Raw genomic sequence first — 26,953 nt, 5'->3', positions numbered from 1 at the left:
GTCTACCATAACAACTTGTTATGGTAGACAAAACATGAGGTGATCATACCATCGAACTCCCTACTCTACATCTACTGGAGGAATTTTCTTATGAGTACTTTCAGTGTCGCTGACATTCCTGACATGACCGGCAAAACGGTGATCGTGACCGGCGCCAGCAGCGGCATCGGGCTGGCTACGGCACGTGCGCTGGCAGAGGCCGGAGCACGCGTCGTGTTTGCGGTGCGCAATATCGAAAAAGGCAAGGCGGCTGCGGCTATCACAACTGGCGTGACCGAGGTCCGCGAACTCGACCTCGCCAGCCTGGACTCCGTGCGGGCGTTCGCCGCCGGTTGGGATGGCGGGATCGACTTGCTAATCAACAACGCGGGCGTGGGGGGACCGGAGCTTTCCCACACCGCCGATGGATTCGAGATGCAGTTCGGCACCAACCATCTCGGTCACTTCGCCCTGACGAACCTGCTCCTTGAGCACATCACCGGACGGGTCGTGACCGTTGCCTCGCAGGCTGAGCGGTCTGGTCGCATCGACTTTGACGACCTCAACTGGGAGCGCAAACCTTACCGATCATTTGGCGCTTACGCGCAATCGAAACTGGCGAACCTGCTGTTCACTGCGGAGCTGCAGCGTCGGCTGAACGCCGCAGGGTCGGGAGTACTGGCGATCGCGGCGCATCCCGGCTTCGTCGCAACGAACATCTACAACCATGCTGGCCGCCGCCCGTCCGGTCTGACCGCGATCATGATCCAGTTGCTGGCGCAGAACGCCGATATGGGCGCACTGCCTACCCTGTATGCCGCTGTCGCCGACATCCCTGGCAACAGCTTCGCCGGGCCCCGCCATTTCGCACACATGCGCGGCGCTCCGCAGCTCATCGGACGCTCTGCCACCGCGCAGGACGCCAATCTGGCACATCGCCTCTGGGCTGTTTCCGAGCAACTCACTGGGACTCGCTACCCGCTCCAGCCTGTCCCTGAGCGGATCTGACCCTGTAGCGGGCCGATGCCGAAAACACGAGTCAAAAGACTGGTATATTCACCTCTCATAAGGGAGGCCCAGGATACGTATACAATGCTATCGCAAGGAGGATGCGCATGACTGAGATACATGACTTGAATGACTGGGATCGCCAGATCATCGAAAAGTTCCGTGCCAGCGGGGGCAACGTTGGTGGTCAATTCACTAACGCTCCCTTACTGCTGCTGACGACGACGGGGGCAAAAAGTGGCGAACCTCGTACCCGCCCACTGGTATACTTGTCCGAAGGCGGTCGCATCTACGTGTTCGCCGGAAACAGGGGCGCGCCAACCAATCCCGCCTGGTATCACAATCTGGTCGCACACCCCGATGTGACTGTCGAGCTTGGCACTGAGAAGTTCGAGGCCAGAGCCATCGTCGTCGATAGCGAGGAGGGGGAGCGACTCGGGCGTATCCAGGTACAGAAGATACCGGCTCTCGCTGAACTTGCCGCGACGATCACACGCCAGGTCCCCGTTGTTCTGCTGGAACGCAAAAAGTAAAGAGAGCGCATAACAGAGAAAGGAAAGGCCCTTCCCCACGCTGACCATAATCGTTGGTCAGGAGTTGCTCAATCGCGGCTTCTAAGCGGGCCAGATTCGCCTGGGTATGGTCCAGTTGGTCGCAGAGAATCCGCAGACTGACCGACCGTCCGCCCGCTGCTCACACTCTGCTTCGCAAGAGCCACCAGTTTTTGGGCAGTCGGGCGACCATACCGCGCGGGCTTCTGTGCCTGCAACACCTGGATGAGGGGTTCAACACCTGCTTCCGCCACGGCTTGGGCATTGGGAAAGGTAGTGTTGCAAAAAATTTTGAGATGAGAACGTGGAGCAAGTAATTACGGCAGCAGAATCATTGCCGCAGAGAAAAGGTGAGTTTTCTGGATCTTTTCCTTGTGAAATATGCTCATATGTATTTCGACTTGCTGAGTTTTAATTTTTTTGCAACACTACCCTCGCCGATTTCTGCTCACTTTTCCTTGAGCATGGCCCACACGCCGGGTAGCGCCAGTTGTTGGAAGATGCTTTCTATCTGTTCTGGTGGGTAGGGCATATCAGCAGCAATCCACCATTTGAGCAAGGTGAGCAAGGCCCCGGCCAGGTACTGTGAGACTACTGGCAGAGGGATCGACGGAGATCGTTTTTTTGCACAGAGGGTGCAGAGCGCCGGTTCAATCGCTTGGCAGAGGGCCGTGTGCAAGGCTTCCCACAAGGGTTCGCCCGCACGACTTCGCATCAGGGCCAGAAACGGCTGATTCTGAGAGTGGTACACATGCTCAAACAGCTCTAGACTCGGCACGACCCGTTGCCTTGCTGCTGCATGGGTGATCTGGCGAGTGAGCCGCTCCAGCTCCTGCTCTACAATACTGTTGAGGACATCCTCTTTATCGAAATAATGGGCATAGAAGGTGGTACGACCAATGTCCGCCCGATCCAAAATATCCTGCACCAGAATCTCATCGTAGGGTTTTTCTACCATGAGTTCAGCAAAGGCAGAACTCACCAGGCGATAGGTACGTTGGGAACGACGATCGGCTTTCTGTTGTTTCACTCCTGCCCCTCCTTCTTTGACGAACAATCAGAGCCAGTTGTTCGGTAGAGAACGGTTTCCCTGGCGTGTGCTTGCCAGGGAGAACCCTCCCTTGTATTCTCTCCTCAGAATACCATATTCGGTAGAAAACATGCCATTCTGAAAACTGGAACAGAGAAGGCGAAAGAAGGAAAATAGAAAATGAAAAGCAAACACCACACACTTGATGTTGAACTCTTCGAGCGCTGGGGATCGACGTACGAACGTTCCTGGATGCAGCGACGCCTGTTTGATCCGGTTCACTCTGCCGTATTACATCAAGCCGCCAGCCGCTTCAAACCGGTGAGTGTGCTGGATATCGGCTGTGGGAGCGGGAGACTCTTGCGGAAAGTGCATGGCTATTGGCCGGAGGCGCACCTTTCTGGGGTTGATCCAGCGCACAAAATGCTGGAAGTCGCACGCCAGCTCACACCAGAGGCTCACTTCTCCATGGGCTCCGGTGAGGCATTGCCCCTCTCGGATGCCTCGGTCGATCTAGCGCTCTCGACCATCTCTTTTCATCACTGGCGGGATCAGGCTGCCGGTGTGCGTGAGGTCGCCCGAGTGTTGCGACCTGGTGGCTCCTTTCTGCTCGCTGATTTCACCTTACCCACCTGGCTTGCATGGCTGCTTCCACGTGTTCACAGTGCAGCACAGATGCGTGCGCTTTTTGAACAGGCGGGTCTGGATGTACAGGCGCAGCCAGGTCCTGTTGCGCGCTTTGTGCGTATCACCATCGGTACGAAGATAGCAGATGATTGACGCCGATTTCTTCCATGACTCTTCGGCACTGCAAGTGGTTGGTGGAGGAGTGCTGGTCTTTGCTGCTGCCTGCATTTTCGGAAATGCTTGACGCATGTTGAGCTTTCTCACACGCAGCGTGGACGCGTATGGAACCAACGTGTGGTTACGTCTTGTGCCCACCTCTTTCGGAAGTCGGCCTGGCTTTCCCCTGATCACGACTTTCACAGGAGGAGCCTGTTCACCAAAGCAATCATGAAAGGAACACACGATCATGATTCCCTCATCTTACGTCAAAGGAGAAAAACACATGGAAACCTCAGCACAAAGCGCTGGAGAGCAGTCAGCGGCGATGAGACTGCTGCTGGCTTGCGGTGTCATTGCTCCGCTGCTCAACAGTGTTGTCATTCTCATCCTTGGGGCCATACGCCCTGGCTACAACGCCTGGATAGTCCCTGACAGCAACCTCGAACTGGGGGATGGTGGGTGGATACAAATCACCAACTACATCGTCACCGGAGCGCTCCTGCTCGCTTTTGCCATCGGGATGAGGCTGCTCCTGCGCACCGGACGTGGTTCCACCTGGGGACCCATACTGCTCGGCATCTATGGCCTCACCTTCATCGTCACCGGGCCTATCCTTCCCGACCCGGCGCTAGGTTACCCACCAGGAGCGTCGAGCGCGCTAACCATTCACGGAGCCATTCATATCCTCTTTGGTCAGCTTCAGTTCACTTCGCTGATTGCGGCTTGCTTCGTGCTGGCACGGCGCGATGCGGCGCTCGAGAGGCGCGGCTGGTCCTGGTATTCGGTTGCCACTGGTCTGCTGGTCGCCGCCTCTGATGTCGCCTTCGTCCTCACCGCCAAATTGTTAGACGGGGGACCAACAGGACTCATTGAACGGATTGGCATCATTGGCGGCGGCATTTGGATCGCTCTGCTGGCGATTCGCCTGATGAGCAGATCAGTCCCACGCGTGTCTGTCGAATAAATGGGTCTGTCAGAACTCAGGGAGAGGCTTGTCCTGGGGTTCTGTCAGAATTGGCCCATGAGTATGAACGGACCGGAAAACAACGCGAAGGCCCGTTCATACTCATGAGCCTGAACTGACTCTCGTCGAGGAACAAACAGATCAGGCCTATTGTCGGCTCCTGCAACAGGAAAGACAGGAATGATGGAAACGAGAGAAGCGAAGGCGATGTCACTTGTGACCACAGAAAAGACTAAGGACATCGATGCCATCGAGCTTGCCCAGACTTACATTCATCGCTGGCCTGCTCAGGAAAATGTCATCAAAGATTATCTTTTGCCTCTGGATTGGACACCAACTACAGGTTTGCCAAAGTGGCGGTGGAAAATTCGGAGGTGGCGAAACGACGAACCCGCTTGGAGCAACGGCTCGCCAGGCTCAAGCAATGGGCACAGAGTGCGGGCAAACGCGAGGCCCAAGCCAGCCGACGAGCGTTCCTCTTTGCGAATCTGGGGGGATCGGTTCGCGATGTCTTTGTGCTCTTGCACGAGGCAGGGCATGCCTTTCACGAGTTCGAGATGCGTCAACTTCCTTATCTTCATCAACGCAAGGAGGGCTTTCTTCCGCTCGAATTTATGGAGGTGGCATCAACCAGTATGGAATTCATAGGACTTATGCATCTGCACGAGGCAGGGCTGTGCAGTCAGAGGGAGGAAGACCATCTCTGTGTGCGGCGACTGGAAAGAACCGCGATGCACTGGCTCCCAAATAGTGCCCGGATTGATGCATTTCAACACTGGGTGTACGACCATCCCTCCCAGGCAATGGACCCACGGGTATGTGATCAGATATGGACCGAGGTATCAAAGCGCTATCTTCCCTGGATCGATTGGAGCGGCTTGGATGATGCCCTCCGAGCAGAATGGCAGCAGGTTGAGCATATCTACTGCTTTCCTTTCTACTTTATCGAGTACGCCATCGCAGCACTTGGGGCACTGCAAGTCTGGAGCAACTATCGACGAGATCCACACGCAGCCATGCAGCAGTATCGCTCTGCGCTTGCGCTCGGAGCCACAAAAATCGTTCCAGAGTTGTTTGCAGCAGTTGGGGCAACCTTCGCTTTTGACAGCGCAATGCTTCAGTCAACCATGCATGTTCTCATGCAAGCTATTGAGGAACGAGAAACAAAGAGATGAGCACCTGATACTCGATGAGAGGTCACAATCGCCAGATGCAGCGGTTCCGGCCGACGCTCGCTTTTGCAACAGTGCAGAGAGCGACAGAATGCTGGCCAAAATGACATATATACTAACCTCCGGTTCGCAGTTTCCGAAGAGGGTTTCCCAGGATCAGGCAATAAAGGAGCACAAAGAACTCGTGGCCAGGATATGGGTCTCTGAACAATGGAAGCACAATAATGGCGATCAAGGCTAGACCTAACTTGAAGTACATAGGCGAACATTATCTGGGTGACCAATTTGGCCAGGAATTACTTCGAGGTACAGTATTTTTCTCCAGCTCATTGCTCATCAGGAGATGTCACTTTCCTCAGATGATCTGCCCAGGATCATGGCAGAAAGCCGCTGAAAGATGTGCAGATTGGGAATAGCCTCATAACTAACGTCGGCCCAGGCGAAGAAGCGACCCTGCTTTTTGATCAAGAGAGAACCATTGGCGAACTGGAACATTGCAACCTCGTTCCAGGGCAGCGATTTTCTTTTGCGAGTGAGGCCTGACTGGTCGAGAGTGAATGGGCCAAAGGAAAGCTGATGCCCTTGTTGGTAAGTGACCAGTGCTTCTGGAAAGAGTAGGCGTGCTGTCTCCTGCTCAATCCTGTGTTTCAGCTCTTGATTTGTCGAGATGCTACCGAGCTGAAATCGGCTGCCGTCTCCCCGCTGGAGAATGTAAGGGTGAGCACCTCTATACTGCCTGTGCCTACTTGTTCTCACTCTGTACCAGACAACGACAATCTCCTCCCAGCGAATGGCCGAAGATGCATCAATCGTACCCAGATTCTTTGCCATTTTCAAGTCTCAGGGCTTTTTTGCCCAATTCGACTGCGCACCCCTTTCAAGCATCATATGACGAGTGCGATCCTGTTAGTCCGAAACATGCGAATGCATGAGGATGGACTGGTTGCAGATGAACTGCAACACAACTGATCTGTTGGTGTGAGGTGCAAAGCCTCACCTGGTGTATGGGCACCAGAAAGTGACATCCCCGTGGTAGCGACTGGACATCAATCCACGAAGCGGGATGTGAGGCGAGAAAGCTGCAAGTCCGAGGCAGTAGAAGCCTGTAACGTGCTGTCATGGTGAAATGCTCTCTCACCAGGGAGTGAATTGAAGGTATGACTGACCCATCGTCATGATGAACAAGCCTACGCGGAATGACAGGCTTGACCAAAATGGTACTTGTGCCTTCTCCATGAACCCCATGGAACGTCGTAGGACGATTTCGTCATCGTCCTACCCCATGATGAACGGCACACGGTGGATAGTACCCACCTACAACAGCGGACAACAACAGATCTGAACGGAGTAACCCTGTGTTGTACTCTTGACGATGGTCGATACGTCAAGTAGGTTCCAACCAATGTCACACAGGGAGAGATGGTCTAAGAAGCGAATGCCTCTCTGTAATGGGGAGGATAGGCTGACGTAGACCCTGCTGTATGGAGGATAGAGAGATGAGTAGAATGAGAGAGAGGAAAACGTCATCAACTCAGGAAACTGATGAGATGAGCGTGGCTTGGAGCAAGATCCCCTGGCGTAAGCTAGAACAGTATTGTTTCCGCATTCAAAAGCGCATGTGCGCCATGAGGCGCACTGAGATATCCTTGGCATAGCCAGGTGGCACCTCAAGGGATGTGCCGAAGGTCAACGAGCTTACCTGAAACCGAAAGGCCGAGGGGAAAATAGCATACTCGTAAAGCGGTGGGCAACCGAGACGCTGCGGTTGTGGTACTGCAAGACCTGTGCAATATGGTGAAGGCTAAACTGCTTAAAGCCCAGTTTCCAGAGAGCTTTTGACTCTGCCGCTAGAGCGTCTAAGAACGGTATCTCGCTCTGCAATACATTAGATGCGTGTGTGTTGCACCCTTGAGAGCAGAGAACGATGGCAAATGATGTCATTGAAGGAAACGAACAGGCCACCTACGTTGCACTACCACGTATCTCAGTGACGTACCATGGGATCACCTACAAAGCGAGAGCTTCACGGTGACGGAGTGACCATAGTAGTCGTGGAAGTCACGCTCCATCAGGGCGCGTGAGAAAGTCACGCACAGGGCGAAGGGTCACAGGTGATTTGATATTCAGAAAGGGAAGCAAGCGAGATGCGGGATGCTGAAACAGTCCTGAATATCATCCATGAACGAGGCAAGCGCGGACTTCCTTTAGAGGACGTGTATCGACTCTTGTACAATCCAACGCTTTACCTGCGCGCCTACGCCCGCCTGTATGCCAACGACGGCGCCATGACACCAGGAAGCAACGGAGAAACCGTAGACGGAATGAAACTGGAGAAAATCAAGCATCTCATCGACGATCTTCGCCACGAACGCTATCGATGGACTCCAGTCCGGCGAACCTACATCGCCAAGAAGAACGGGAAATTAAGGCCGCTCGGTATCCCTTCATGGACGGACAAATTGCTTCAGGAAGCCATTCGGCAAATTCTTGAGGCATACTACGAGCCACAGTTCAGTCCATGTTCCCATGGGTTTCGACCACAACGCGGATGCCATACGGCACTCAGCGAAGTCAAGAACACGTGGACAGGCACGAAATGGCTGGTGGAGGGAGACATAGCTCAATGTTTTGACCAGCTCGACCACGAGGTCATGTTGGCAATTCTGCGAGAAAAGATGCACGACAACCGGTTTCTCCGACTCATACGGAATTTGCTCCAAGCTGGATATTTAGAGGATTGGCGCTATCACGAAACCCTGAGCGGAAGCCCACAAGGCGGCGTGGTGTCACCAATACTCAGCAATATCTATTTGGACAAATTGGACAAATATGTCGAGCAAGCCCTCATTCCAGCTTACACCAAAGGGGACATGAGGAAAACCAATCCTTCCTACGACGCGCTCCAAACGCGCTCGTATCGGGTAAGGAAAAAGGGAAACAAACAGCAGGCGAAAACACTGTTCAAACAGATGCAAAAACTGCCACGTCGTGATCCCTACGACCCCGATTACAGGCGACTCCGCTATGTGCGATATGCGGATGACACATTGCTTGGATTTGCTGGACCAAGGGAAGAAGCAGAAGACATCAAGCGCCAACTCGGAGAGTTCCTACGCGATCATCTCAAATTGGAACTGTCCCAGGAAAAGACCCTCATTACCCATGCACATACAGAGGTAGCGCGTTTTCTTGGGTATGAGATTGCAACGCAGCATGAAAATACCAAACATGATCGACTCGGACACCGCTCGGTGAACGGACGTATTGTGTTACGCGCTCCCACAACGGTCATCGAGAAGAAATGCAGCATCTACATGAAACACGGGAAGCCTACTCATCGTCCCGAGCTCAGAAATGATGATGATTTCACAATCATGAGCCGATACCAGTTGGAATATCGCGGAATTGTGCAGTACTACCTGCTGGCCCAGAACATTCCCCAATTCTGGAAACTTCACTGGATCATGAAGGAATCGCTGCTCAAAACATTGGCGAGCAAGCACAAAGAGAAAGTGATCGACGTGGTGAGGAAATACCAAACCACGACGAAAACTCCACATGGAACCATGAAATGCCTAGAAGTCATTGTTCCGCGAGAAGGGAAAAAGCCGCTTGTAGCGCGCTTTGGTGGGATACCATTGCGATGGCAAAACGCAGCCATTCTCATCGATCAGCCCTTCCTGGTGTTTAGAAATCAACGCAATGAAGTACTGAAACGACTTCTTGCGGAGAAATGCGAACTTTGCGGATCAAGAGAGAACATCGAAGTTCATCACATTCGCAAGCTCGCCGACCTGAACATGAAAGGAAAAGCCGAAAAGCCAACCTGGGCAAAGCGTATGGCAGCGAGGCATAGAAAGACGCTTGTCGTCTGCCAAGACTGTCACAGGGCTATCCATGCCGGAAGACCTGTCGGACAGAATATCAGGACATAAATCACTGGCGAGCCGGATGATGCAAAAGTATCAAGTCCGGTTCTGAGGGAGGCCGAGGGAAAAGGATTGGTTAACAATACCTCGCCAGCGGCCTACCCTACCTATCGAGCCAAACAGAGTGGGAATACGCGAAAAGTAGAAAAACTGCAAAAGCTCTTGATGAAATCGGAAGCTGCCCGATTGTTGGCAGTACGACGGGTGACACAGGACAACCAGGGCAAGAAAACGGCAGGAGTGGATGGAGTCAAATCGGTCCCTCCTCAAGAACGCTTCGCCCTGGCCCAACAAATCCACCCCAAGCACTGGAAACACAACAAAAGACCATTACCTGTGCGGCGCGTCTGGATACCTAAGCCAGGCAAACCAAACGAGCGGAGGCCATTAGGCATTCCCGTCATGATGGAGCGCTCGAAACAAGCACTGGTCAAGCTGGCATTGGAGCCAGCCTGGGAAGCAGTGTTTGAATCGAATAGTTACGGCTTCCGACCAGGGCGATCATGCCATGATGCCATCGGAGCAATCTTCCTGGCTATCAAAGGCAAACCGAAATTTGTCCTTGATGCCGACATAAAGGGCTGTTTCGACAACATCTCCCACGACGCGTTACTAGAGAAACTCCATGCATTTCCTCAACTGAATCATCTGATCAAAGGATGGCTCGAGGCAGGAGTCATGGAAGGATTGGATTTCAGTCCAACCGAGAGCGGAACGCCGCAGGGTGGCGTCATATCGCCCTTACTCATGAATGTAGCTTTACATGGAATGGAGACGGCAACCAGAGAGGCAAAGTATCAAGGTGGTAAACCCATCATGATACGATATGCTGATGATTTTGTGGTGCTTCATCCCATCAAAGAGGAGCTACAAAAAGCAGCAACGCTCGTGACTGAATGGCTCAAAGGTATGGGACTCTGGTTAAGCCCAAAGAAAACGAAAATCACCCATACACTTACTCCTCACGAAGGAAGTGTAGGCTTTGATTTTCTTGGCTACACCATCAGACAATTTGCGGTGGGCAAAACCCACACTGGAAAAAGTACTCATGGAAAGCCATTGGGCTTCAAAACGGTCATCAAACCCAGTAAGGAATCCATCAAACGCCATACGCAACAGATTGGGCAAGTGTTGAGGAAACAAAGAAACGCTCCACAAGAGCGAGTCATCCGTGACCTCAATCCCATCATTCGAGGGTGGTGTCTCTACCACCATTGGGTGATATGCACGGAGGCATTCAATACCTGCGATCATATCACCTTTCTTCAACTCAAGCGATGGGGAAACACACGACACCCGAAGAAAAGCAAGCAATGGGTCAGAGAAAAGTACTTCATCAGAGTTGAAGAACGAAACCGCTTCGGAACGTACTTCAGGGATGAGGAAGGAAACCGCAAACCAATGTATGTGGTGAGCCATGTGGACACCCACCATCAAAACTATGTCTTGGTAAAAGGAACCTCAAGCCCATATGACGGCAACCTGCTTTACTGGGTCAAACGGCTCAAACAGCATCCACTCGTGAACAACGAAAAGGCAAAGCTCCTCCAAATACAAAAGGGGCAATGCCCACGATGTGGACTCTACTTTCGCGATGGTGATCTGCTCGAAGTCGATCACATTGTCCCCACCGTTCTTGGAGGAAAGGACAATAGGGGCAACAAATGGGTCTATCACCGTCATTGCCACGATGAAAAAACCGCTGAAGATTTGGCGATCATTGCCAAACAGAAAGCGGCTGGTATCCATCACAAGTGACCATACACTGAGGAGCCGGGTGATGGGAAACGATCATGCCCGGTTCTGGATTGGCGGCGGAAGGAGCAATCCTTTCGCCGACCATACTGGTGTCTTTATAGAGCTGTTCGAGTTTCTTGGCAGTTTCCTCATTTGCTGGAAGATAGATCACCATTTTCAACCCTGGAGAGCCATCGATCTGAAAAGTACTATGGTCGAGTTCAAGCAAACCTGCTTGAGGATGAAGAAGTTTCTTCTGTCCAGCTTGTCTCCCTTGCACCTCATGACGCGGCCACCAGCACGCAAATTCTGGACTGCAATGCTGCAGATCTGTAATCAGTGCACCCAACTGTTCATCATCGCGATAGTGGCTGCTACTCGCGCGGAACTGTGCCAGAATCCGTTGCGCCATTGCTTCCCAATCCACGAAACGATGGCGAGATTCCTCATAGGTGAAGATGAAACGCATGATATTGCGCTCCTCTACTGGCAGTGCTGCAAAGTTTGTGATAACCTGGCACGCCGCACGATTCCAGGCCAGCACATCCCATCTCCGGCCCATAATATAGGCTGGGCTACTTCTCTGGTGCTCAAGCAACTTCTGCAAGAAAGGACTGACCTGTTCCTGCTGAGGTGCAGGATGCTGAAGTGGTACTTGACCTGCCAGAAGAAACAGATGTGCTTTCTCCTCCGCAGAAAGCCGTAAGGTTTGTGCCAGACTATCGAGGACCTGGACGGAGACGTTGATCTCTCTCCCCTGTTCCAGCCAGGTATACCAGGTGACCCCGACACCGGCAAGTTGTGCTACTTCTTCTCGTCTCAATCCCACCGTCTTGCGGCGTGCCGTGCGTGGCAATCCCACGTCTGTTGGTGACAGCCTGGCCCTGCGCGTGCGTAAGAAGGTTGCCAGTTCTCCACGTTGCTCGTTGTTCTTTGTCATCTTGCGCTCCCTTCCCTGGTGGTAACAATACCAGTATCAGTACGCTCTGGTAGCGCCTCAGGACCTGTGGCATGCTACTACCAGAATTAGCATGCCCGCATAAGGGCAGCAATGTCAAGTTTGCAAATCCAGAAAGGACATGTTATATGAAAGCCGCAATTCTCAAAACCATCGGTCAACCTCTTACCATTGAAGATATTCCTGAACCGGTGCCGGGTGCAGGCGAAGTCCTTGTTCGCGTACTGGCTGCTCCAGTCCTGGCCTATGCACAGGAAGTCTTTACCGGACAAAGGCACTATCCCTTATTGCTGCCACTCGCTCCCGGTTGTGGCGCTGTTGGTCTCGTAGAAAAAATCGGTCCCGACGCTACTCGACTCAAACCCGGCCAGCTCGTTTTCTGCGATCCCACCGTGCGGTCACGCGATGATGCGCTTTCCCCGGATATTATGTTGCAGGGGTGGGTCGCTTCTGGCGAGGGGCCACAGAAACTCCAGGCACACTTCAGGAATGGTTCTTTTGCCGAAAAAATGCTTTTGCCCCTTGAGAATGCTTTTTCTCTCGACCATGTGCGTTCCATTGATCCCGCTAAGCTTACCTGGATGAATACACTGCTGGTTCCTTACAGTGGATTCTTAGCTGCGGGCCTCCAGCCTGGACAGGTTGTTATGGTGAATGGCGCCACCGGTCACTTTGGCAGTGCTGCAGTAGCTATCGCTGTGGCTATGGGCGCGGCTCGTGTCGTTGCACCTGGGCGCAATGAGCAAGCTCTTAACACACTCGTACGCCAATTCGGTTCGCGCGTCCGTCCTGTGCTACTTTCTGCAGATGAAACGACTGGTAGTAATCGCTTGAGAGAAGGTACTGAAAGTTCTTCCATCACGTATTCGGCCTATTCTTTATCTGAAGATGAAGCGATGAACCGCAAACGCTTTATGGAAGCGGCTGAAGGTCCTATCGATTGCCTGCTGGATATCCTGGGACCCATCCATGATTCCGCACCAACCCGCCGTGGCATTATGGCTGTGCGCCCTGGAGGAACAGCTGTCTTGATGGGGGGCGTGCAAGCCAATCTGGATATCCCTTATAACTACGTGATGCGCAACAACCTGGTAATTCGCGGCCAATGGATGTGTCCAAGGCATGCGCCCTCGCTGCTCGTTGAGTTGATTCACAGTGGCCTGCTCACCCTTGAACCATTCTCCGTCTCTACATTTTCGCTTGAACAAGTCAATCAAGCCGTCCAACATGCCCACGACCACGGAGGCGCTTTCCAACTCACGGTGCTCAAACCATCCAGCCTTTAATCGGAACACACCACCCTCTCTGTCGGGCCAGGAAAATGGGGAGCAAAGGTCATTTCTGAAGTGACGAACCCGCTCCTCGTTGCCCTGCCCACCTTTCTTCTTGTCGCTCTCGCAACGGCACCGGATGTTCTCCACGCGCTCCTCTGGTGGAGTATTGCTGTGCTCGGTATTTCTCTCGCTCCGCTCCTCTTTATCTGGCAGGGAGTACGTCGAGGACGTTATAGCGATCACCATGTCAGCAAACGCGAGCAACGCCGGGTTCCCCTGCTCTTTGGCCTGGCGTGTATGGTGCTTGCTTTCGTCTTGCTGCTGTTCGTGCATACATCGTCACGCCTTCTCGCAACGGTGACGGCTACACTGGCCGCCGTCGCCGTTGCTGCGGTCATCACCCAGTACTGGAAAATTAGCCTGCATCTGGTCGGGATAGCAGGCGCGGTGACGGTCTGCTGCCTGCTCTGGGGACCGCTCTGTTTGTTCCTGTCACCGCTGGTAGTGCTTGTTGGCTGGGCACGCTGGCGGCTGCATGCGCATACATGGTTCCAGGCACTGGCTGGAACAGTCCTGGCCGTCAGCGTGACGATCCTCATGTACCACCTCTTTGGGCTGGTGTGACTGGGTTCACCTTGACTCTGATCGCTCATCAAGAGGGCGCGTGCAACGAGATAGTGCTTGGTTGGTGTTCTGCTGGTCTGCACCATCGTTTCCAGAAACCTTCGCTGCTCTTCACTCAATCTGACCGGATACGTGTAGTGAAAGATACTCATGTCTGTACTCTTGCTCTCTGCTGCTTTATTTCTGCCCAACAGTGACAAGCACATTGCGCCATATGACTGCCTGCTGCGTCTGGACATGGAAGCCTGCTTGGGTGAAGAGTGTGCGCAGCCCGGCGCGGCTATGAAAGCGCCGCATATGAGCCACTCGCACCACCCAGCCTGGGAAGGAGCCATCCACCAGGAGAAAGTATCCTCCAGGACGCAGCACACGTGCGATCTCGCGGAGACCTGTTGCCTGATCCTGCCAATGGTGGAAAGACATGGTACTCAGCGCCAAGTCAACCGAGGCATCCTGGAGCGGCAATGCTTCCGCTGCGCAAGGAAAGAATGTGGCGTTGGGAGTGAGGCGTTGTGCCATCTCGATCATACCAGAGGCTGGGTCTGAGCCGATCAATTGTGCCTGCGGCCAAGAGGAAGCAGCGAGGCGCAGCAGTTTTCCCGTTCCACAACCGACGTCAAGGATGTTCCCAGGCTGGTGGACAATCCCTGCTGCTAGAGCAAGTATGGCTTGATGTACTCGATCAAGCAAGGCTCGTTGCAGCCAGGAATGTTCGTAGGTGCTGGCCCAGTGATCGAAGCGCTCGATATCTTTTTCGCGATGGGGGGTGGTCATCTCTCTCCTCCTTTTTCAACTGACTAGTCAATCAAAAACAGAGTCAAAAAAATTAATGGTTCAGGAACAGATGAAGCAACGTCTCTGGCTCGATACTGTACTGATTGAGGGAGAGCGTTGTATTTGAGCAGATGCCCTGGATACAGGCGAAACACAGCAAGGCCAGTTGGTCTGGGTTGCCAGCGACAATCTCGCCGTGGAGCTGGCCTTCATGCAAAAGGTTGCTCAACAGTTCAAGCGGGATTTGTGACCCATGAAGGACGAGTTCACGAATATCAGGCGGTACCGCTTCACTGATCACAGCCTGTTGCACGATGAGCAGGTCATCAGCGGACTCTTTGGCACCCTCGATCATTTCAGTGAGGAGCCAACGGAGCCGTTCGGTGACCGTCCCTTCGCGGGCGTGAGCTTCGCGCAGGAGCCGTTCGCTGCCGTGCATTGCGCGCGTGACCAGTTGTTTAAAGATCTCTTCCTTACTTGTAAAGTAGTGATAGGTAAGCCCATGGCTCACCTGTGCCGCCGCCGCGATATCCGAGATGGTGGCCGCCATCAGTCCCTTGCGGGCAAATACACGTGCAGCAGCGCGCAAAATATGTTTCTGGCGCTCGTCGCGGATGCGCTGATTCTCGGTCGATGGGCGTGGCATGTTTCTCTCTCCGTCGTTTTTTGATCGACTCATCATTCAATGTACATACTACCAGAGGGCCATGGAGGTGTCAAGGTTTGGCATTTCTGTATGGCGGGTGTGTCCATCAAACTCAAACGCCTCTATCCCGTGCAACAACCTGATACTCAGTCTCCTGACCAGTTGTGTGACAATCTTACATAGTTGAAGCAGTGACGGCTTCAACTACCTCAAGCTGTCACAGAAGATGAATGCATCCTGACAGAAGATGTCAGGATAGTGGTGGTAGACTAGCCAAAGACAAGCTGAGAGAAACACATAACGGAGGGAAGGTTTCTGCGGCCATACGAGCGAGTATCAGTATTCCAAATAACTTGTACACGGCCTGATATGCTCGAAGCAGTCAAGCCTTTGTGCAAAGGGTTCGCTCTGTTGACGATGGTGTTTTTCTGTGGACAACGTTTCCTTCTACATACACATCTTTTGCAGTTTTTCTCTGATTTTTTTGGACTGTCATGAATAGAAGCGTATTCTCGAAAAGGAGAGGTCCTCTTCCATGTACGATGTGATTGTTGTCGGCGCTCGCTGTGCCGGGGCACCAACCGCCATGTTGTTGGCACGCAAAGGCTACCGGGTGCTGCTCGTCGATAAAGCGACCTTCCCCAGCGATACCATGTCCAGTCATTTCCTCCAAGCATGGGGAGCAGCTCATCTCAAGCGCTGGGGAATTTTAGAGCGCATCGTTGCGACCGGGTGCCCGGAGATCAGGAGCAGAACCATTGATGTTGGTCCTACCTCGTTCACTGAAGCAGTCGAGCCTACAGATGGAGTTGCCGCTTGCTATGCTCCACGACGGATCATACTTGATCAGATCCTTGTCAACGCGGCTGTCGAGGCGGGAGTTGATCTGCGGGAAGGTTTCCATGTGCAAGAATTGCTCTGGGAGGAAGAACAGGTAACCGGAATACGCGGTTTCCAGGTTGGCGGCAAAGAGATCAGCGAGAAGGCGACGCTCGTAATAGGGGCCGATGGGAAGCGTTCGGTGGTGGCACGCCTCGTCCAGGCTCCCACTTACTCGGTTGCACCCACCTTCACCTGTGGCTATTATAGCTACTGGAGCGGTGTTTCACTGGAAGGGCAAGAAATCTATCAGCGCGATCAGCGCGCCATCATTACCTTTCCCACTAATGATAAGAAAGTAGTGGTTGCTGTGCAATGGCCGAGCGTTCAGTTCGATGAAGTTCGGCGCGATATCAAAGGTCACTTTCTGGAGACGCTTGAGCAGTATACTCCACATCTTGCCACACGGCTACGAGAGGGCGAGCAAGCGGAACGCTTCGTTGGAACGGGGGATCTTCCCAACTTTTTCCGTCGTTCCTATGGGCCAAGCTGGGCACTGGCTGGAGATGCGGGTCATTGCAAAGATCCTATTCTGGCGCATGGGATGAGTGACGCCTTCCGGGATGCTCAACTGCTTGCCGACGCAGTCGAGAACGGGATCTCCAATACATGTTCTCTGCAAGAGGCGCTGGCCGATTATGAACAACGACGCAATGAGGATGCAGCACCTCTCTACGAGTTTAACTGCCAGATGGCAAGGCTCGAAGCCCCTTCTCACGATGGGTAACCCCAGGTTCGCGTGTCCTGCAGAGCAATCCCGTGGAGGCCAGAGAGCGACTGGCTTCCAGAACAAGAACGCTCTCGTACTCCTCGTTCTTCGTGCCTGAAAATCTGGCATGGATTCTGAGCGATCTGTAGCAATCTGGCAAATTGCGTTCCGAGCTATTTTTGCAGTGATTCCAGTCTTACCTCTAGGAGATGCAGTAGAAGGAGTACTGTCATGAGAACCTCTCACTACACCTACCCCGTAAGATTGCATGAGGAGCAGTGTCGATGGTTGGAGACGATGATACATCTGAGTAGTACTCCAGCCAAACACTACTTAGTGGCGCGTGTGTTGCTGATGAGCGATCAGCGCCAGGGTGAACCCAGTTCCACCAATGGGCAGATTGCCGAGGCGCTTTCCATCAGTCGCCGCACCGTGATCCGCATGAAGCAGCGCTTTGTACAAGAGAATCTGGAAGTGGCTCTCACAGGCAATTTTCCGCGCGAACGGGAAGGGTCGGAACATGCAGCGGTGGTGCCACAAAGGTCAGGGGCAACAGAAAGAGGCTGGCCCCGAACTGGCTGCATGTGGCGACCGCCAGGGGGCTTGTCCCACTGGTATACCGCTTGATATAGATGCTCGAAAAACCATAGCAGGCAGCCGCGACCAGAGCAGCAGCGAGCGAGAACAGCACCAGTTCATTTTTGACCGGAAATTGCTGGTTTAGTGGTTAATATAGCATCAAGAGCACAGATGAGTGTAGCAGGCTTACCAGGCGTCAAGGCCAAGCCCTACGGCTTGCTCTACTCTGCTTCGCGCCTCGCAAGCCTTGACTCAGCTCGCGCTCCTGTGGTGAGGGGAGTTTGTACTTGATGAATGGCAAAAACAGGGAGTCCCGTTTTTCTTCCTCCACTTGACAAGGGTACTTCATCGGTACGTGTAAAAATCGTAACTGTTCAGATGGGTCATGAAAAAGCGGGAAGAACGGGATTGCCCGCCAGCGTCTGCTCCAGTGCCGAAAACAGCGGAATGCGTTGCTTGCGGAGCGTTGAGAGATAACTGCGAATGCGGCAAAAGCCCTTCACCCCTTCCTCGGTACGAAAACAGCCTGAGACCTTCTGCTGTACTTTCATTATGCGCAGATCACGCTCAGCCTGGTTGTTATCGAAGGGCACGGTAAAATCCAGCAGGAAGCGAAGCACATCTCACTTTCGCTGGACAAAGCGGTCCAGGAGATTACGCGCCAGGCTTTGCCTGGGCCGCCCCGGCAGCCGCTTGTACTGGCCCGACTTCTTCGGTTTCATCACGAGCGGATTGATCTGGTACCCAGCCTGGACAATCTGATCGTAGCGCGTGAGCAAAACAGCAAGGGCTGCTGTCTCCAGCTCCGGCTGGCCTTGGGCGCAAGCTTGCGAGACGGCCTCTTTCATCTCCAACAGCAGGCTTTTCATGTCTTTTGCCCAATCCTGCTTGAGTTCCTCCTCAATAAAAGTGAGATCCCGCAAGTGATGCACGTTGCACAACGCTTCGGTAAAGCGGTAGCCCTGATAACTGGGGAGGCCATCATGCACCGAGATGCCCTCAAACTGCGGGGCAATCCCAATCGCATCCATGCCCTCGCGCCCTCTGCTCTTGTTCGCCCCGTAGTGGGTCAGGTGCTCGGTCGCGCACACATGGACCCACCAGCCGCTTGTGCCTACGCGCATTCCGGTCTCATCCTGCGCCATGTTTCACCGTTATCCGTATTACTTGGGTTGAGGGGCTCAATGGAGGCCATCTCGCGAATTTTGTGTAAATAGTATGCTGAACTGGCTTCCCAGCGTTAGGTTAAACAGAAAACGAGATGGAGTCATCAATGAGCAGACCGAGAGGCTTGAGCGGACCGACCGGAATGTACTCGAACGTAAGGTAGCCGTTGGCCCCGAGCGGCAAAGCTTCGATAATCGACCTGGCTCCTTCAACAGATGCGGCGTTCACAAGGAAGACCACGCCGGGCTTATCCTCGCGGAACCAGAATTGGTCGATCTTGCCGTCGAGATACAGCTTCAAGGTGTCGGAGACTTCCTTCCGCATGATCTGCTTCAGCTGCTCGTTCGTGATCGTCTTGGCAAACGAACCTAAAGCCAAAACCTTCATGATTATTCTCCTTGTGCAAATGTTATTGCGAAACTTCATAACGTAACGTGTGTCGATACCCGAGCACAATCACGCCTTCGCCGGGCCGAAAGTCGGTTTCGGGAGTGCGTACATAGCCCAGACGCTCATACATGCGTATCGCGTCCTGCATGACCTCTGCCGTGTGCAGCCCGATGCCCTGTGCTCCCGCCTCCCGAGCACGTCGTTCGCACTCCTTCATGAGAGCGGTTCCAATGCCCTGCCCACGCATCTGTGGGAGAACCGCGAGCAACCGGACCTCTGGATAGGAGGTGCCGATAGCTGCACTCGCATAGGGATCAGACTCTGGCGGGTAGAACAAAACACTGCCAATGATCGATCCATTCTGCTCAGCGACAATCCGTTCGAAGTTCCCTTCCCCATCCAGGGCGGTGATAAGATTGTGTTGATAGCGTGTCCAGAAAGCTGGAGGCATCACGTCTTGATACTGCGCATACGCAGCGACGGTGAGGTCTCGGATGATCCCCCGCTCGTTATCCCAGGCATTCCGAAGAGAAAAATGCTTCTCCACCATCAATGTTCCTTTCTCTCGTCGTTGGGCCATCAGTCGTTGTAAGCAGAGCAACGTGCTTGGCCCATGAGCATCATGGAGCAGCCCCTATTCGGTCTCAAGAACAGGAGTAGCGCTCCCATGAGCCTATTATTTCTTCCTTTCTTGAGAAACGGCACGATGCCGTCAACAGCACCATCTCACGTTTTCCGGGACGAGATGCATGCTCTACCGCTTGACGAATGTTGGCCAAAGCAGAGTCAGCCGCCACCTCAAAGCGTTCCGGCTTCGTACGGGCAAGCCGTATCCCCGTTGCGATAGAGGCATCTTGCGTCCATATCCTTCTCGCTACTGATCCCGGCGTGTCTCCCCTCTGTTGACGAGAACAGAGAGGAGACACGCTTTCAATGATCATGGAGACAACTCATTCAAATGCCTCTCGGTGCTTTGTGATAAATTCCTCAAGGCCCATTGGCGGTTGGCCTGTGATTTGCTCGATCACTTCATCTGTGCCAGAGAAAACACCATTGCCGTGATCTTTCGCCACTTCCACGATATGCTGTGCAAAGAAAGGACTCCTGATCTTGAGCAATTGCTCGTGAAACGCTTCATACGATATTCTTTCATACCTGATTGGATGTCCCAAGATCTGCGAAATTTTCTCAAATGCCTCGGCGTAGGTGTACTCTTTGGGGCCAAACAGTCGGTATATTTGCCCTGCATGTGCTGATGGGTGCTCTAAAACGCTTACAATGAAACGTGCTTGATCCTCCGCCGCGATGGGGGCATGTTTGCCCTCAAACGGCCATCGCACCAAACCGTCTTTAATCTGTTGGGCAAATGCTGGATAGAGAAACCATTCGGCAAAAAAGGTCGGGCGCAGATGGGTGACGGCAAGACCTGACCAATCAAAGACGCGTTCTGCCGTCCAGTGATTGAACGCGGCGTGACTCTTCGCTTCGCGCCTTGCTGAGATTTGCGACATATTCACGATGGCTGGGACCCTGGTCTCTTTGGCGGCTTGCGCAAAGTAGGCGGTGGCCTCGATAAGGCCGGGAGCAATGGGATACACAAAGTAGGCACCTGAAACGTCTTCGAGAGCTGGCCGAATCGTGGTGAAATCGAGCAAATCCCCCACAACGACCTCAACGCCTCGTTTTTCTAATTGGGTACTTTGTTCGTCGCGCTTATGAACGAATGCCCTCACCTGGTAGCCTCGTTCAAGAAGCAATTCGAGGGTGTTTCCACCCGTTGCTCCTGTTGCTCCTGTAATCAAAAACCGTTTTGAACTCATCATGTTTCTCCAGACTGATTCTCTTTGCTATGTTCTTTGCTTTGCCATCTTGTTCAGCGCCCAACGAGAACCGATGACCAGCGCATCCTCAGTGAGGCTGAGATCAAGCTCAAGGGGTCAGCAATACTCACCTTCATGGCTGACCCCCCTTTTGTCCAATGCGGGTATATACCCGCATTGGACAAAAAATTAGATACGTATCTCTTCCAATTGAGAAAGGAGCGTCCTCAGCGTTTTCAGTTGATCCTCTCCGAGTGTCTCTTCAACAGCTGTCTGAGACTTTTCCCACAAGGGAGTGGCAAGAGAAAAAGTTTCACGTCCTTTCTGGGTGACGTGGACGGTATGCTCCCGTCGATCGCTCCCTCTCCTGAGAGAAACCAACCCATCGCGTGCGAGAATACGCACATTTCGCCCAATGGTCGAACGATCGCTTCCCAGCCTTTGGGCAAGCTCGGTAAGGCTTTGCTCAGCTTCTTCATGAAGAATGCTTCTCAGAAGCACATATTGGGTCACCCTGAGACCACTGGGCGCAAGAACTCGATCATAGCCCTCGGTGAGTGTCTGTGCTGCGTAGCGCAGCGTTGTGCAATGACAGGGAAATGTGCTTTTCATAATGCAAGTATATACCCGCATTTAGCAGATGTCAAGGGCCTGTCAGGACTGAGCACACAAAAAGATATCGAGCCAGGACGCATTACTTGTACAGGAGATCGCGTTGTGTTGCAGTAACAAGCACTTCTCACTATTACTGCTAACGATGCTCATGGGTGGTTTCGCCACTGCGGCTATCTGCCTTAAAACGGGTGCGAACAGCTCATGGTATCATGAGTGGCTGCTCCGACACGACTTGTGATCACACGACTGATCTTGCAGACAAGGGAGGGAGAAAGGCCCTTTCTCCCTCCCTTGTGCGTGTCCGTTGATTGCCATCTGATCTGACTACCGCAAAGAACGGTAGAAAGCCCGCAGGTCTTCTACCAGCAGTTCTGGTTCCTCTAGAGCAGGGAAATGCCCACCTCGTGGCATCTCTGTCCAACGCTCGATACGCAGGGTGCGCTCCGCAAGGGCGCGAGGAGCAGGAGTATCTTTGGGGAAGAGGGCTATTGCCACTGGAACCTCGACGCGCTGCCCCGTTTTGAGGGATGGCGCGTGGCTTTCCTCATAGTAGAAGCGAATCGAGGAATTGATCGTTTGAGTCACCCAATAGATCATGATGTTGGTAAGCAGTTCATCTTTCGTATACTTACGCTCAAGAGCACCATCGACGTCGCTCCACCCATAGAATTTTTCGATGATCCAGGCAGCGAGCCCGACAGGCGAATCGGAGAGGCCATAGGCCAGCGTTTGTGGCTTGGTTGACTGGATCATGACATATCCACCCTCTTGAAAGAATCTCTGCTGCCTCGCTCTCAGGTACTCTTGCTCGACAGGCGTCAGGCTCGATGGGTCCAGGTTCATGGTGGCCTGAAAGCCAATGTCGGTCAGATGGATGCCGATGACCGATGTGGGATTATTGAGCGCCAGGAGTTGGGAGATGGGGCTGCCCCAATCCCCACCAGCCGCGGCATAGCGTTGGTAGCCGAGCACGTCTCGCATCAAACTGGCCCACAACTCCGCCGTCTGTTTCACCGCCCAGCCTGGCTTTCGCACTGGATCGGAGAAACCAAAACCAGGAATGGAGGGAACAATCACATCAAAAGAGTCAGCCGCATTGCCTCCGAAGCTTTCCGGGTCGGTGAGCATGGGGATGATCTTGTGCATGCGGTAGAACGAATCGGGCCAGCCATGGGTGAGGATGATCGGCAGTGGATTCGGTCCTTTGCCCCGCTCATGGATAAAATGAATGCTCAAGCCATCGAGGTCTGTGCGAAACTACGTGTACCTGTTGAGTGTCGCCTCTTGCTTGCGCCAATCGTATTCGTGCTGCCAGTTGAAAGGGGCTCAATCTTGCCGCATACCGCTGTAGCGGTACTTTGTTGCTTTGGGATGATGCGTGATTGGTGCCCTTTGCCATCATACCAATCTGCGGAAAATCCTCTTCTCCTCTTACCTTTTGCGCTCATCGATGCGGCTACCGCCCTCTTCCCAAATTTGCTGATCATTCGCGATGAGTTTGGGATCAATTGAGTGTCCTAGAGGTGAAAGGGGATTGATCCCTCTCGCACATCGAATTTGAAGAGGAAAGGACACCATCTTATGCGTAAAATTATCGCACATACCGTCGTCTCGTTAGACGGCGTTTTCGAAGGAGCAGCCATCTCAGAAGAGAATAGGGATCGACACATTTCCAGATTTTCTCCCTACCGCGACGAGGCGTATCTGCTGTACGAGTTGGACCAAGCGCTCTCCTGCGGCGCGCTGTTGATGGGCCGCACGACGTATGAGGACTTTACCAAGATTTGGCCGGGACGTCCTGACCCGTGGTCTGACAGGGTCAATGCCATGCCAAAGTATGTGTTCTCGTCAATGCTGGAAAAAGTCGAATGGAACAACTCGACGCTTGTTCGAGGCGATGTGATCGCTGAAGTGACCAAGCTCAAGCAGCAAGAAGGACGCGATCTTCTCATCTATGGGCATGGTCTTCTCGCAGAGACGTTGCTCAAGCACCACTTGCTCGACGTCCTCGATCTCTCGATCCATCCGCTTGTTCTCGGGCAGGGCAAACAGCTCTTCCGGCAGGGCGAAACCGCCGCCTTGAAGCTTGTTGCGACAAAGAGCTTCTCTAAAGGCATTGTCAATCTCACCTATGAACCACAGTACTGATGGGGAGCAGAGCTCCGCGCATCTCCATCATGCGTGGAACGTTTCCCGAGCTCCGCCAGTACTGTGGTGAACGGGGGATGTCACGAGCCTTGCTCATCCATCGATCTGCGTACGTGTGGCAGGTTGGGCGGCAGAGCAAAGAATGAGAGGCTGGACACCTCTAGGAACGCGACCATGCTGACAATCTGGGTGCCCTCCACATCCAGAACCACCAGGCCAAAAAGCTGAGAGTCGTCTGCCCCAGCCTCCCGCCGATAGAGGCCGAACGCTGGACAGCTATTGGCGCGCGTTGGAAGCAGATGCCATTGTTGGCCGGGAGTAAACAGACTCGTCTGGAACAGTGTAGCGATAGCTGCTCTTCCCTGGACCCATGCGGGAAGCGGCGGCATGGTGAACCAGGCATCCTCTCGCAGTAACGCCACGAGACCGGGGATGTCTGCTTGCTCCCAGAGGGTCACATAGCGGTCAAGAAGCTCTTGTAACTGAGGGCGAGGCAGGACCATCTCCGCCTCGCTTCCAACGTTGCGCTGGCGCAAAGCACGTCGAGCACGCTGCAAGGCGGAATTGACAGCGGGAACGGAGAGGTTGAGCCATTCGGCTACTTCGGAGGCCTCCCACTCCAGCACTTCACGCAAGAGCAAAATAGCCCGTTGCACTGGCGTTAAGTGCTGCAGCGCCATCAGAAAGGCCAGGGTGATTCGTTCGCTCCTCTCCGCACGATCTTCGGGATCGGCCCCGGGATCTGCGAGCAGATCATCAGGAAACGGCTCCAGCCAGATCGGCTCCCGCAGCCGTGGTGGTGCAGGGCTGCTGGGATCGCTCGGTGGATGGGTTTCTGATGGCAAGAGCCGTCGAGGAGCGCGCGCGAGCCGATTGAGGCAGAGATTGGTGGCGATGCGGTACAACCAGGCACGGTAGGATTGCGGGCTGGTGAGCGTCGCACGTTTCTCCCATGCTCGCAGCAGGGTCTCTTGCACCAGATCTTCGGCGTCGGAGAGCGAGCCCAGCATCCGATAACAATGTACGAGCAGTTCACGCCGATATACGCCCACCAGGGTCTCGAACGCCTTCTGATCGCCCGCTTGAGCAGCGAGCACCAGAGTGATTTGGGTTGGTGTCTCCATGACAATACCTCTTCCTCCCGGGAGATCCGCGTTATCTCGTTCAGGATGCCCGACCGGCGATTGGGGCATCGATGCTGGAGAGAGCAAGTATAGTTCCGTCGCGACTAGCGAATCCTGACAGGAGCCAGGATTTTCTCGCGAGCGGGTTTGTGAGGGAATGACTTCCTCACCGGATGGACTACCGGCAGATGGACCCTGCACTCCCCATCCTCTACTCCCTTGCGCTCGAAAGCTCCAGGAGCTACTTTGCGGATAATATTCCCTGCGCCATTGACATCAGCATGGATGACTCGCCCATCGGCTGCTCGATACAGTCCCCGCTCGATGCGCTTGCCGCTAAACTGGTAGGCCACCTGCTCGCCTTTGCGATACACGGGCAGGGGGTCGAGATCAAGCAAGCTGGCTTTGCTCGTGTACGACTCTTCGGTGAGGATCACGCCAATGCCGACCAGTTCCGCTTTATACTGCAGCATCTCAATGAAGCGCGCATGCGGGATCTGCACAAAGTGCTGATTGGTGCGCTTCCCTAGGCGGATCGCTTGTTTTTGCAACGGATTCTTGCCGATGATCAACGTCCCGATCCCCTCGGCGACCAAAAGATCAATCAGGAAGCGGCTGGCCGTATGCAGGTCGTGCTCGATCCGCCGGTTGCGTCGAGTCGTCAACTGTTCCACGCGCCGACTTCGGCCAGGATGTCCCAGGGATTTCTGGAACACTGCTCGTTGTTTGTTATAATACTGGTTACAGGATTTGATGCCACGCCCGTTAACAATCACCGGAACAAAGCCTGGTTTGTTTGAAGTTAGCGTGGCCAGATTATCCATACCCGGATCGAGTCCGGCGAGCAGATCAGGATCAACCGCCGTGACGGTGGGTTCGTGTTCAGAGATGACCTCGACCACGACATAGCCCACTTTGGGAACCACGCGCACCTGCGCGATGGCTTTGGGGTCTTGCCGGGTTTTCACCTGGATGCCCAGTTGCGAGGGCTGGATGATCCCCCGATCCAGGGTCCGTTTGCCCCGGCTCACCGCTTGCATGGTATAGACGAGCAGGTTACGCCCCTTCGCCTTGGGCAAGTACGTTGGGAGGTGAGGACGCCCCACGAACGTTGCCGGGGCTTCTCGATACACCAGAAGCGCCGCCCAGAAACTCGACCAGGCGGTGCAGACCTGCTTGAGCACCTGTTGCGCGACTTTGGCAGGCAACGCCCGGTATGCCTCGTGCTCTTGCATCCGCTTATCCAGCGCAGGATAGGAGAGGCTGGTGTTGGTCAAAAAGAACGTTTGACGCAACGCATAGAGGGCGGCATTGTAGAGATTCTTGGAGGCAAAACAGGCTGCATCCACGCAGGCAAAGCGCGGATCGGTCTGCGCAATCACATGCTTTTCAACCAGGTGCATCTTGCGCCTCCAATTCCTGGACAATGCGCTCGGTCTTTCGTTTCGCTCGACGCTGCCCATAGAGTCTGGCACAGAAGCTATAAATGATGCTCGTCAGGTCGGTGAGCAGATCTTCGGTCTCATTTTCGGCCTGATTGACCACCTCGATTTCCCGCCCGCAAGCGGTGAGGAGCGTCTCAATATAGCGAAAGCCAAAGCGCGTCCCCCGGTCTTTGTGTTCAATGACAATCCGCCCGACGTTGGGATCAGCCAGGAGCGCCAGAAACTTGGGCCGATTGTCGTTGACCCCCGAACCAATTTCTTTGACCACCTTGCTCACCTGATAGCCACGAGCCGCACAGTACGCCACGAGCCGCTCCGCCTGACTGTCCAGGTTCGCCTTGTTCTCGGCTGAGGAGACGCGGGTGTACACCACCGTCACAGCTTTCACCGGGCTGGCGGATCTTGCAGGTTCATCGATCAGGATCGTGTGCGCTCCCACGCGTCGACCCTGAATCTTGCCGTCTCGGAACCAGCGCCAGGCCGTCTCATAGCGGACCCCTTGTTGTTTTGCGTAATCACTGAGTTTCATAGGAAAAGTGTACCATGATTCTCAGTGATTGTCAAGGATTCGCTATATCATCAATGATCTGTTTCAATACCTGAAATGGGCCAAAAGTGCGACCATTTTCACGCATTTTCAGGCGT

26 protein-coding genes and 1 pseudogene are annotated in these 26,953 nt (G+C 53.8%); 12 read left to right on the top strand and 15 right to left on the bottom strand.

Annotation, left to right across the window (positions count from 1 at the left end; genetic code table 11):
* Positions 1–90: 90 nt before the first annotated feature.
* Positions 91–987 carry an oxidoreductase gene (locus KTE_RS29445; protein WP_201387739.1) on the top strand — a complete coding sequence of 299 codons (897 nt, stop codon included), beginning with the start codon at positions 91–93 and terminating at the stop codon, positions 985–987.
* A 107-nt stretch (positions 988–1,094) separates the two neighbouring features.
* Positions 1,095–1,520 (top strand): nitroreductase family deazaflavin-dependent oxidoreductase, encoded by a 426-nt coding sequence (locus KTE_RS29440; protein ID WP_201387737.1) that lies wholly within the window; start codon positions 1,095–1,097, stop codon positions 1,518–1,520.
* Between the two features lie 466 nt (positions 1,521–1,986).
* On the opposite strand, the gene KTE_RS29435 is transcribed toward KTE_RS29440, so the two are convergent.
* Entirely contained in the window at positions 1,987–2,568 is a 582-nt protein-coding gene (locus tag KTE_RS29435; RefSeq protein WP_201387735.1) for a TetR/AcrR family transcriptional regulator, read from the bottom strand.
* A gap of 180 nt (positions 2,569–2,748) precedes the next feature.
* Here KTE_RS29435 and KTE_RS29430 point away from each other — a divergent pair, with 180 nt between their 5' ends.
* The 3 genes from KTE_RS29430 (at position 2,749) to KTE_RS29420 (ending at position 5,493) form a co-directional block, all read left to right on the top strand.
* Positions 2,749–3,348, top strand: a complete 600-nt coding sequence (locus KTE_RS29430) for a class I SAM-dependent methyltransferase (protein WP_201387733.1) — start codon at positions 2,749–2,751, stop codon at positions 3,346–3,348.
* Positions 3,349–3,637: 289 nt separating this feature from the next.
* Positions 3,638–4,318 (top strand): DUF998 domain-containing protein, encoded by a 681-nt coding sequence (locus KTE_RS29425; RefSeq protein WP_201387730.1) that lies wholly within the window; start codon positions 3,638–3,640, stop codon positions 4,316–4,318.
* A gap of 374 nt (positions 4,319–4,692) precedes the next feature.
* Positions 4,693–5,493: a M3 family metallopeptidase gene (locus KTE_RS29420; RefSeq protein ID WP_201387728.1), complete on the top strand. Its 801-nt coding sequence runs from the start codon at positions 4,693–4,695 to the stop codon at positions 5,491–5,493.
* 333 nt (positions 5,494–5,826) lie between these two features.
* Here the strand turns inward: KTE_RS29420 and KTE_RS29415 are convergent, their stop codons facing one another.
* Positions 5,827–6,321, bottom strand: a complete 495-nt coding sequence (locus KTE_RS29415) for a DUF6585 family protein (protein ID WP_307812046.1) — start codon at positions 6,319–6,321, stop codon at positions 5,827–5,829.
* 1,313 nt (positions 6,322–7,634) lie between these two features.
* Between KTE_RS29415 and KTE_RS29410 the strand changes: the two genes are divergently transcribed.
* Together KTE_RS29410 and ltrA are read left to right on the top strand one after the other, a co-directional pair.
* The gene (locus KTE_RS29410) at positions 7,635–9,425 is read left to right on the top strand and encodes a reverse transcriptase/maturase family protein (protein ID WP_201387724.1); all 1,791 of its coding nucleotides are present in this window, start codon (positions 7,635–7,637) and stop codon (positions 9,423–9,425) included.
* Between the two features lie 66 nt (positions 9,426–9,491).
* Complete coding sequence (gene ltrA / locus KTE_RS29405) at positions 9,492–11,177, top strand: group II intron reverse transcriptase/maturase (RefSeq protein ID WP_236600728.1); 1,686 nt, start codon at positions 9,492–9,494, stop codon at positions 11,175–11,177.
* Here ltrA and KTE_RS29400 read toward each other — a convergent pair.
* Complete coding sequence (locus KTE_RS29400) at positions 11,137–12,096, bottom strand: helix-turn-helix transcriptional regulator (RefSeq protein ID WP_201387722.1); 960 nt, start codon at positions 12,094–12,096, stop codon at positions 11,137–11,139. The two genes, ltrA and KTE_RS29400, sit on opposite strands and share 41 nt — an antisense overlap.
* A gap of 146 nt (positions 12,097–12,242) precedes the next feature.
* Between KTE_RS29400 and KTE_RS29395 the strand changes: the two genes are divergently transcribed.
* Together KTE_RS29395 and KTE_RS29390 are read left to right on the top strand one after the other, a co-directional pair.
* Positions 12,243–13,400 (top strand): zinc-binding alcohol dehydrogenase family protein, encoded by a 1,158-nt coding sequence (locus tag KTE_RS29395; RefSeq protein WP_201387720.1) that lies wholly within the window; start codon positions 12,243–12,245, stop codon positions 13,398–13,400.
* Positions 13,401–13,460: 60 nt separating this feature from the next.
* A complete protein-coding gene (locus tag KTE_RS29390) occupies positions 13,461–14,012 on the top strand; it encodes a hypothetical protein (RefSeq protein WP_201387719.1) in 552 nt (183 codons plus the stop codon).
* A 177-nt stretch (positions 14,013–14,189) separates the two neighbouring features.
* On the opposite strand, the gene KTE_RS29385 is transcribed toward KTE_RS29390, so the two are convergent.
* Together KTE_RS29385 and KTE_RS29380 are read right to left on the bottom strand one after the other, a co-directional pair.
* Positions 14,190–14,786, bottom strand: a complete 597-nt coding sequence (locus tag KTE_RS29385) for a class I SAM-dependent methyltransferase (protein ID WP_201387717.1) — start codon at positions 14,784–14,786, stop codon at positions 14,190–14,192.
* 52 nt (positions 14,787–14,838) lie between these two features.
* Positions 14,839–15,432: a TetR/AcrR family transcriptional regulator gene (locus tag KTE_RS29380; RefSeq protein WP_201387714.1), complete on the bottom strand. Its 594-nt coding sequence runs from the start codon at positions 15,430–15,432 to the stop codon at positions 14,839–14,841.
* A 535-nt stretch (positions 15,433–15,967) separates the two neighbouring features.
* Here KTE_RS29380 and KTE_RS29375 point away from each other — a divergent pair.
* Positions 15,968–17,038, top strand: a complete 1,071-nt coding sequence (locus tag KTE_RS29375) for an NAD(P)/FAD-dependent oxidoreductase (RefSeq protein WP_201387712.1) — start codon at positions 15,968–15,970, stop codon at positions 17,036–17,038.
* Between the two features lie 213 nt (positions 17,039–17,251).
* Complete coding sequence (locus KTE_RS29370) at positions 17,252–17,647, top strand: helix-turn-helix domain-containing protein (protein WP_201387710.1); 396 nt, start codon at positions 17,252–17,254, stop codon at positions 17,645–17,647.
* 335 nt (positions 17,648–17,982) lie between these two features.
* Here the strand turns inward: KTE_RS29370 and KTE_RS49860 are convergent, their stop codons facing one another.
* The 7 genes and pseudogenes from KTE_RS49860 to KTE_RS29335 all read right to left on the bottom strand — a co-directional run.
* Complete coding sequence (locus tag KTE_RS49860) at positions 17,983–18,219, bottom strand: transposase (protein WP_201387708.1); 237 nt, start codon at positions 18,217–18,219, stop codon at positions 17,983–17,985.
* 3 nt (positions 18,220–18,222) lie between these two features.
* Positions 18,223–18,744: a transposase gene (locus KTE_RS29360; protein WP_201387706.1), complete on the bottom strand. Its 522-nt coding sequence runs from the start codon at positions 18,742–18,744 to the stop codon at positions 18,223–18,225.
* A gap of 100 nt (positions 18,745–18,844) precedes the next feature.
* Positions 18,845–19,153, bottom strand: a complete 309-nt coding sequence (locus KTE_RS29355; protein ID WP_201387704.1) for a hypothetical protein — start codon at positions 19,151–19,153, stop codon at positions 18,845–18,847.
* 22 nt (positions 19,154–19,175) lie between these two features.
* Complete coding sequence (locus KTE_RS29350) at positions 19,176–19,706, bottom strand: GNAT family N-acetyltransferase (RefSeq protein ID WP_201387702.1); 531 nt, start codon at positions 19,704–19,706, stop codon at positions 19,176–19,178.
* 400 nt (positions 19,707–20,106) lie between these two features.
* Positions 20,107–20,979, bottom strand: coding sequence for an NmrA family NAD(P)-binding protein (locus tag KTE_RS29345; protein WP_236600727.1), 873 nt, complete (start codon positions 20,977–20,979; stop codon positions 20,107–20,109).
* A gap of 186 nt (positions 20,980–21,165) precedes the next feature.
* Complete coding sequence (locus tag KTE_RS29340; protein ID WP_201387700.1) at positions 21,166–21,588, bottom strand: MarR family winged helix-turn-helix transcriptional regulator; 423 nt, start codon at positions 21,586–21,588, stop codon at positions 21,166–21,168.
* Positions 21,589–21,915: 327 nt separating this feature from the next.
* Positions 21,916–22,836, bottom strand: a pseudogene (locus KTE_RS29335) (alpha/beta fold hydrolase); the annotation flags it as partial.
* A gap of 336 nt (positions 22,837–23,172) precedes the next feature.
* Here KTE_RS29335 and KTE_RS29330 point away from each other — a divergent pair.
* Positions 23,173–23,739 (top strand): dihydrofolate reductase family protein, encoded by a 567-nt coding sequence (locus KTE_RS29330; RefSeq protein ID WP_201387696.1) that lies wholly within the window; start codon positions 23,173–23,175, stop codon positions 23,737–23,739.
* An 80-nt stretch (positions 23,740–23,819) separates the two neighbouring features.
* Here the strand turns inward: KTE_RS29330 and KTE_RS29325 are convergent, their stop codons facing one another.
* From KTE_RS29325 to KTE_RS29315, 3 genes are all read right to left on the bottom strand, one after another.
* Positions 23,820–24,863 (bottom strand): RNA polymerase subunit sigma-70, encoded by a 1,044-nt coding sequence (locus KTE_RS29325; RefSeq protein ID WP_201387694.1) that lies wholly within the window; start codon positions 24,861–24,863, stop codon positions 23,820–23,822.
* 104 nt (positions 24,864–24,967) lie between these two features.
* Positions 24,968–26,266 carry an RNA-guided endonuclease TnpB family protein gene (locus KTE_RS29320; protein WP_201387692.1) on the bottom strand — a complete coding sequence of 433 codons (1,299 nt, stop codon included), beginning with the start codon at positions 26,264–26,266 and terminating at the stop codon, positions 24,968–24,970.
* On the bottom strand, positions 26,253–26,837 hold the full coding sequence (locus KTE_RS29315) for an IS607 family transposase (RefSeq protein WP_201387689.1): 585 nt from the start codon (positions 26,835–26,837) through the stop codon (positions 26,253–26,255). Before KTE_RS29315 ends, KTE_RS29320 begins: the two co-directional genes overlap by 14 nt.
* Between the last annotated feature and the right edge of the window lie 116 nt (positions 26,838–26,953).

This window comes from Ktedonobacter sp. SOSP1-85 (assembly GCF_016587415.1).
GTDB lineage: Bacteria > Chloroflexota > Ktedonobacteria > Ktedonobacterales > Ktedonobacteraceae > Ktedonobacter.
Note: the sequence above shows the minus strand (reverse complement) of the source record. Positions and strands in the feature narration are given on the sequence as shown.

Excerpts from the sequence above, each read along its gene's own strand:
- KTE_RS29375 (WP_201387712.1), top strand. The coding sequence starts at position 15,968 with ATGTACGATGTGATTGTTGTCGGCGCTCGCTGTGCCGGGGCACCAACC.
- KTE_RS29340 (WP_201387700.1), bottom strand. The coding sequence starts at position 21,588 with ATGAAAAGCACATTTCCCTGTCATTGCACAACGCTGCGCTACGCAGCA.
- KTE_RS29315 (WP_201387689.1), bottom strand. The coding sequence starts at position 26,837 with ATGAAACTCAGTGATTACGCAAAACAACAAGGGGTCCGCTATGAGACG.
- KTE_RS29350 (WP_201387702.1), bottom strand. The coding sequence starts at position 19,706 with ATGGTGGAGAAGCATTTTTCTCTTCGGAATGCCTGGGATAACGAGCGG.
- KTE_RS29360 (WP_201387706.1), bottom strand. The coding sequence starts at position 18,744 with ATGGCGCAGGATGAGACCGGAATGCGCGTAGGCACAAGCGGCTGGTGG.
- KTE_RS29355 (WP_201387704.1), bottom strand. The coding sequence starts at position 19,153 with ATGAAGGTTTTGGCTTTAGGTTCGTTTGCCAAGACGATCACGAACGAG.
- KTE_RS29380 (WP_201387714.1), bottom strand. The coding sequence starts at position 15,432 with ATGCCACGCCCATCGACCGAGAATCAGCGCATCCGCGACGAGCGCCAG.
- KTE_RS29445 (WP_201387739.1), top strand. The coding sequence starts at position 91 with ATGAGTACTTTCAGTGTCGCTGACATTCCTGACATGACCGGCAAAACG.
- KTE_RS29395 (WP_201387720.1), top strand. The coding sequence starts at position 12,243 with ATGAAAGCCGCAATTCTCAAAACCATCGGTCAACCTCTTACCATTGAA.
- KTE_RS29345 (WP_236600727.1), bottom strand. The coding sequence starts at position 20,979 with ATGATGAGTTCAAAACGGTTTTTGATTACAGGAGCAACAGGAGCAACG.
- KTE_RS29430 (WP_201387733.1), top strand. The coding sequence starts at position 2,749 with ATGAAAAGCAAACACCACACACTTGATGTTGAACTCTTCGAGCGCTGG.
- KTE_RS29440 (WP_201387737.1), top strand. The coding sequence starts at position 1,095 with ATGACTGAGATACATGACTTGAATGACTGGGATCGCCAGATCATCGAA.
- KTE_RS29325 (WP_201387694.1), bottom strand. The coding sequence starts at position 24,863 with ATGGAGACACCAACCCAAATCACTCTGGTGCTCGCTGCTCAAGCGGGC.
- KTE_RS29385 (WP_201387717.1), bottom strand. The coding sequence starts at position 14,786 with ATGACCACCCCCCATCGCGAAAAAGATATCGAGCGCTTCGATCACTGG.
- KTE_RS29330 (WP_201387696.1), top strand. The coding sequence starts at position 23,173 with ATGCGTAAAATTATCGCACATACCGTCGTCTCGTTAGACGGCGTTTTC.
- KTE_RS29320 (WP_201387692.1), bottom strand. The coding sequence starts at position 26,266 with ATGCACCTGGTTGAAAAGCATGTGATTGCGCAGACCGATCCGCGCTTT.
- KTE_RS29425 (WP_201387730.1), top strand. The coding sequence starts at position 3,638 with ATGGAAACCTCAGCACAAAGCGCTGGAGAGCAGTCAGCGGCGATGAGA.
- KTE_RS29410 (WP_201387724.1), top strand. The coding sequence starts at position 7,635 with ATGCGGGATGCTGAAACAGTCCTGAATATCATCCATGAACGAGGCAAG.
- KTE_RS29415 (WP_307812046.1), bottom strand. The coding sequence starts at position 6,321 with ATGGCAAAGAATCTGGGTACGATTGATGCATCTTCGGCCATTCGCTGG.
- KTE_RS29370 (WP_201387710.1), top strand. The coding sequence starts at position 17,252 with ATGAGAACCTCTCACTACACCTACCCCGTAAGATTGCATGAGGAGCAG.
- KTE_RS29400 (WP_201387722.1), bottom strand. The coding sequence starts at position 12,096 with ATGACAAAGAACAACGAGCAACGTGGAGAACTGGCAACCTTCTTACGC.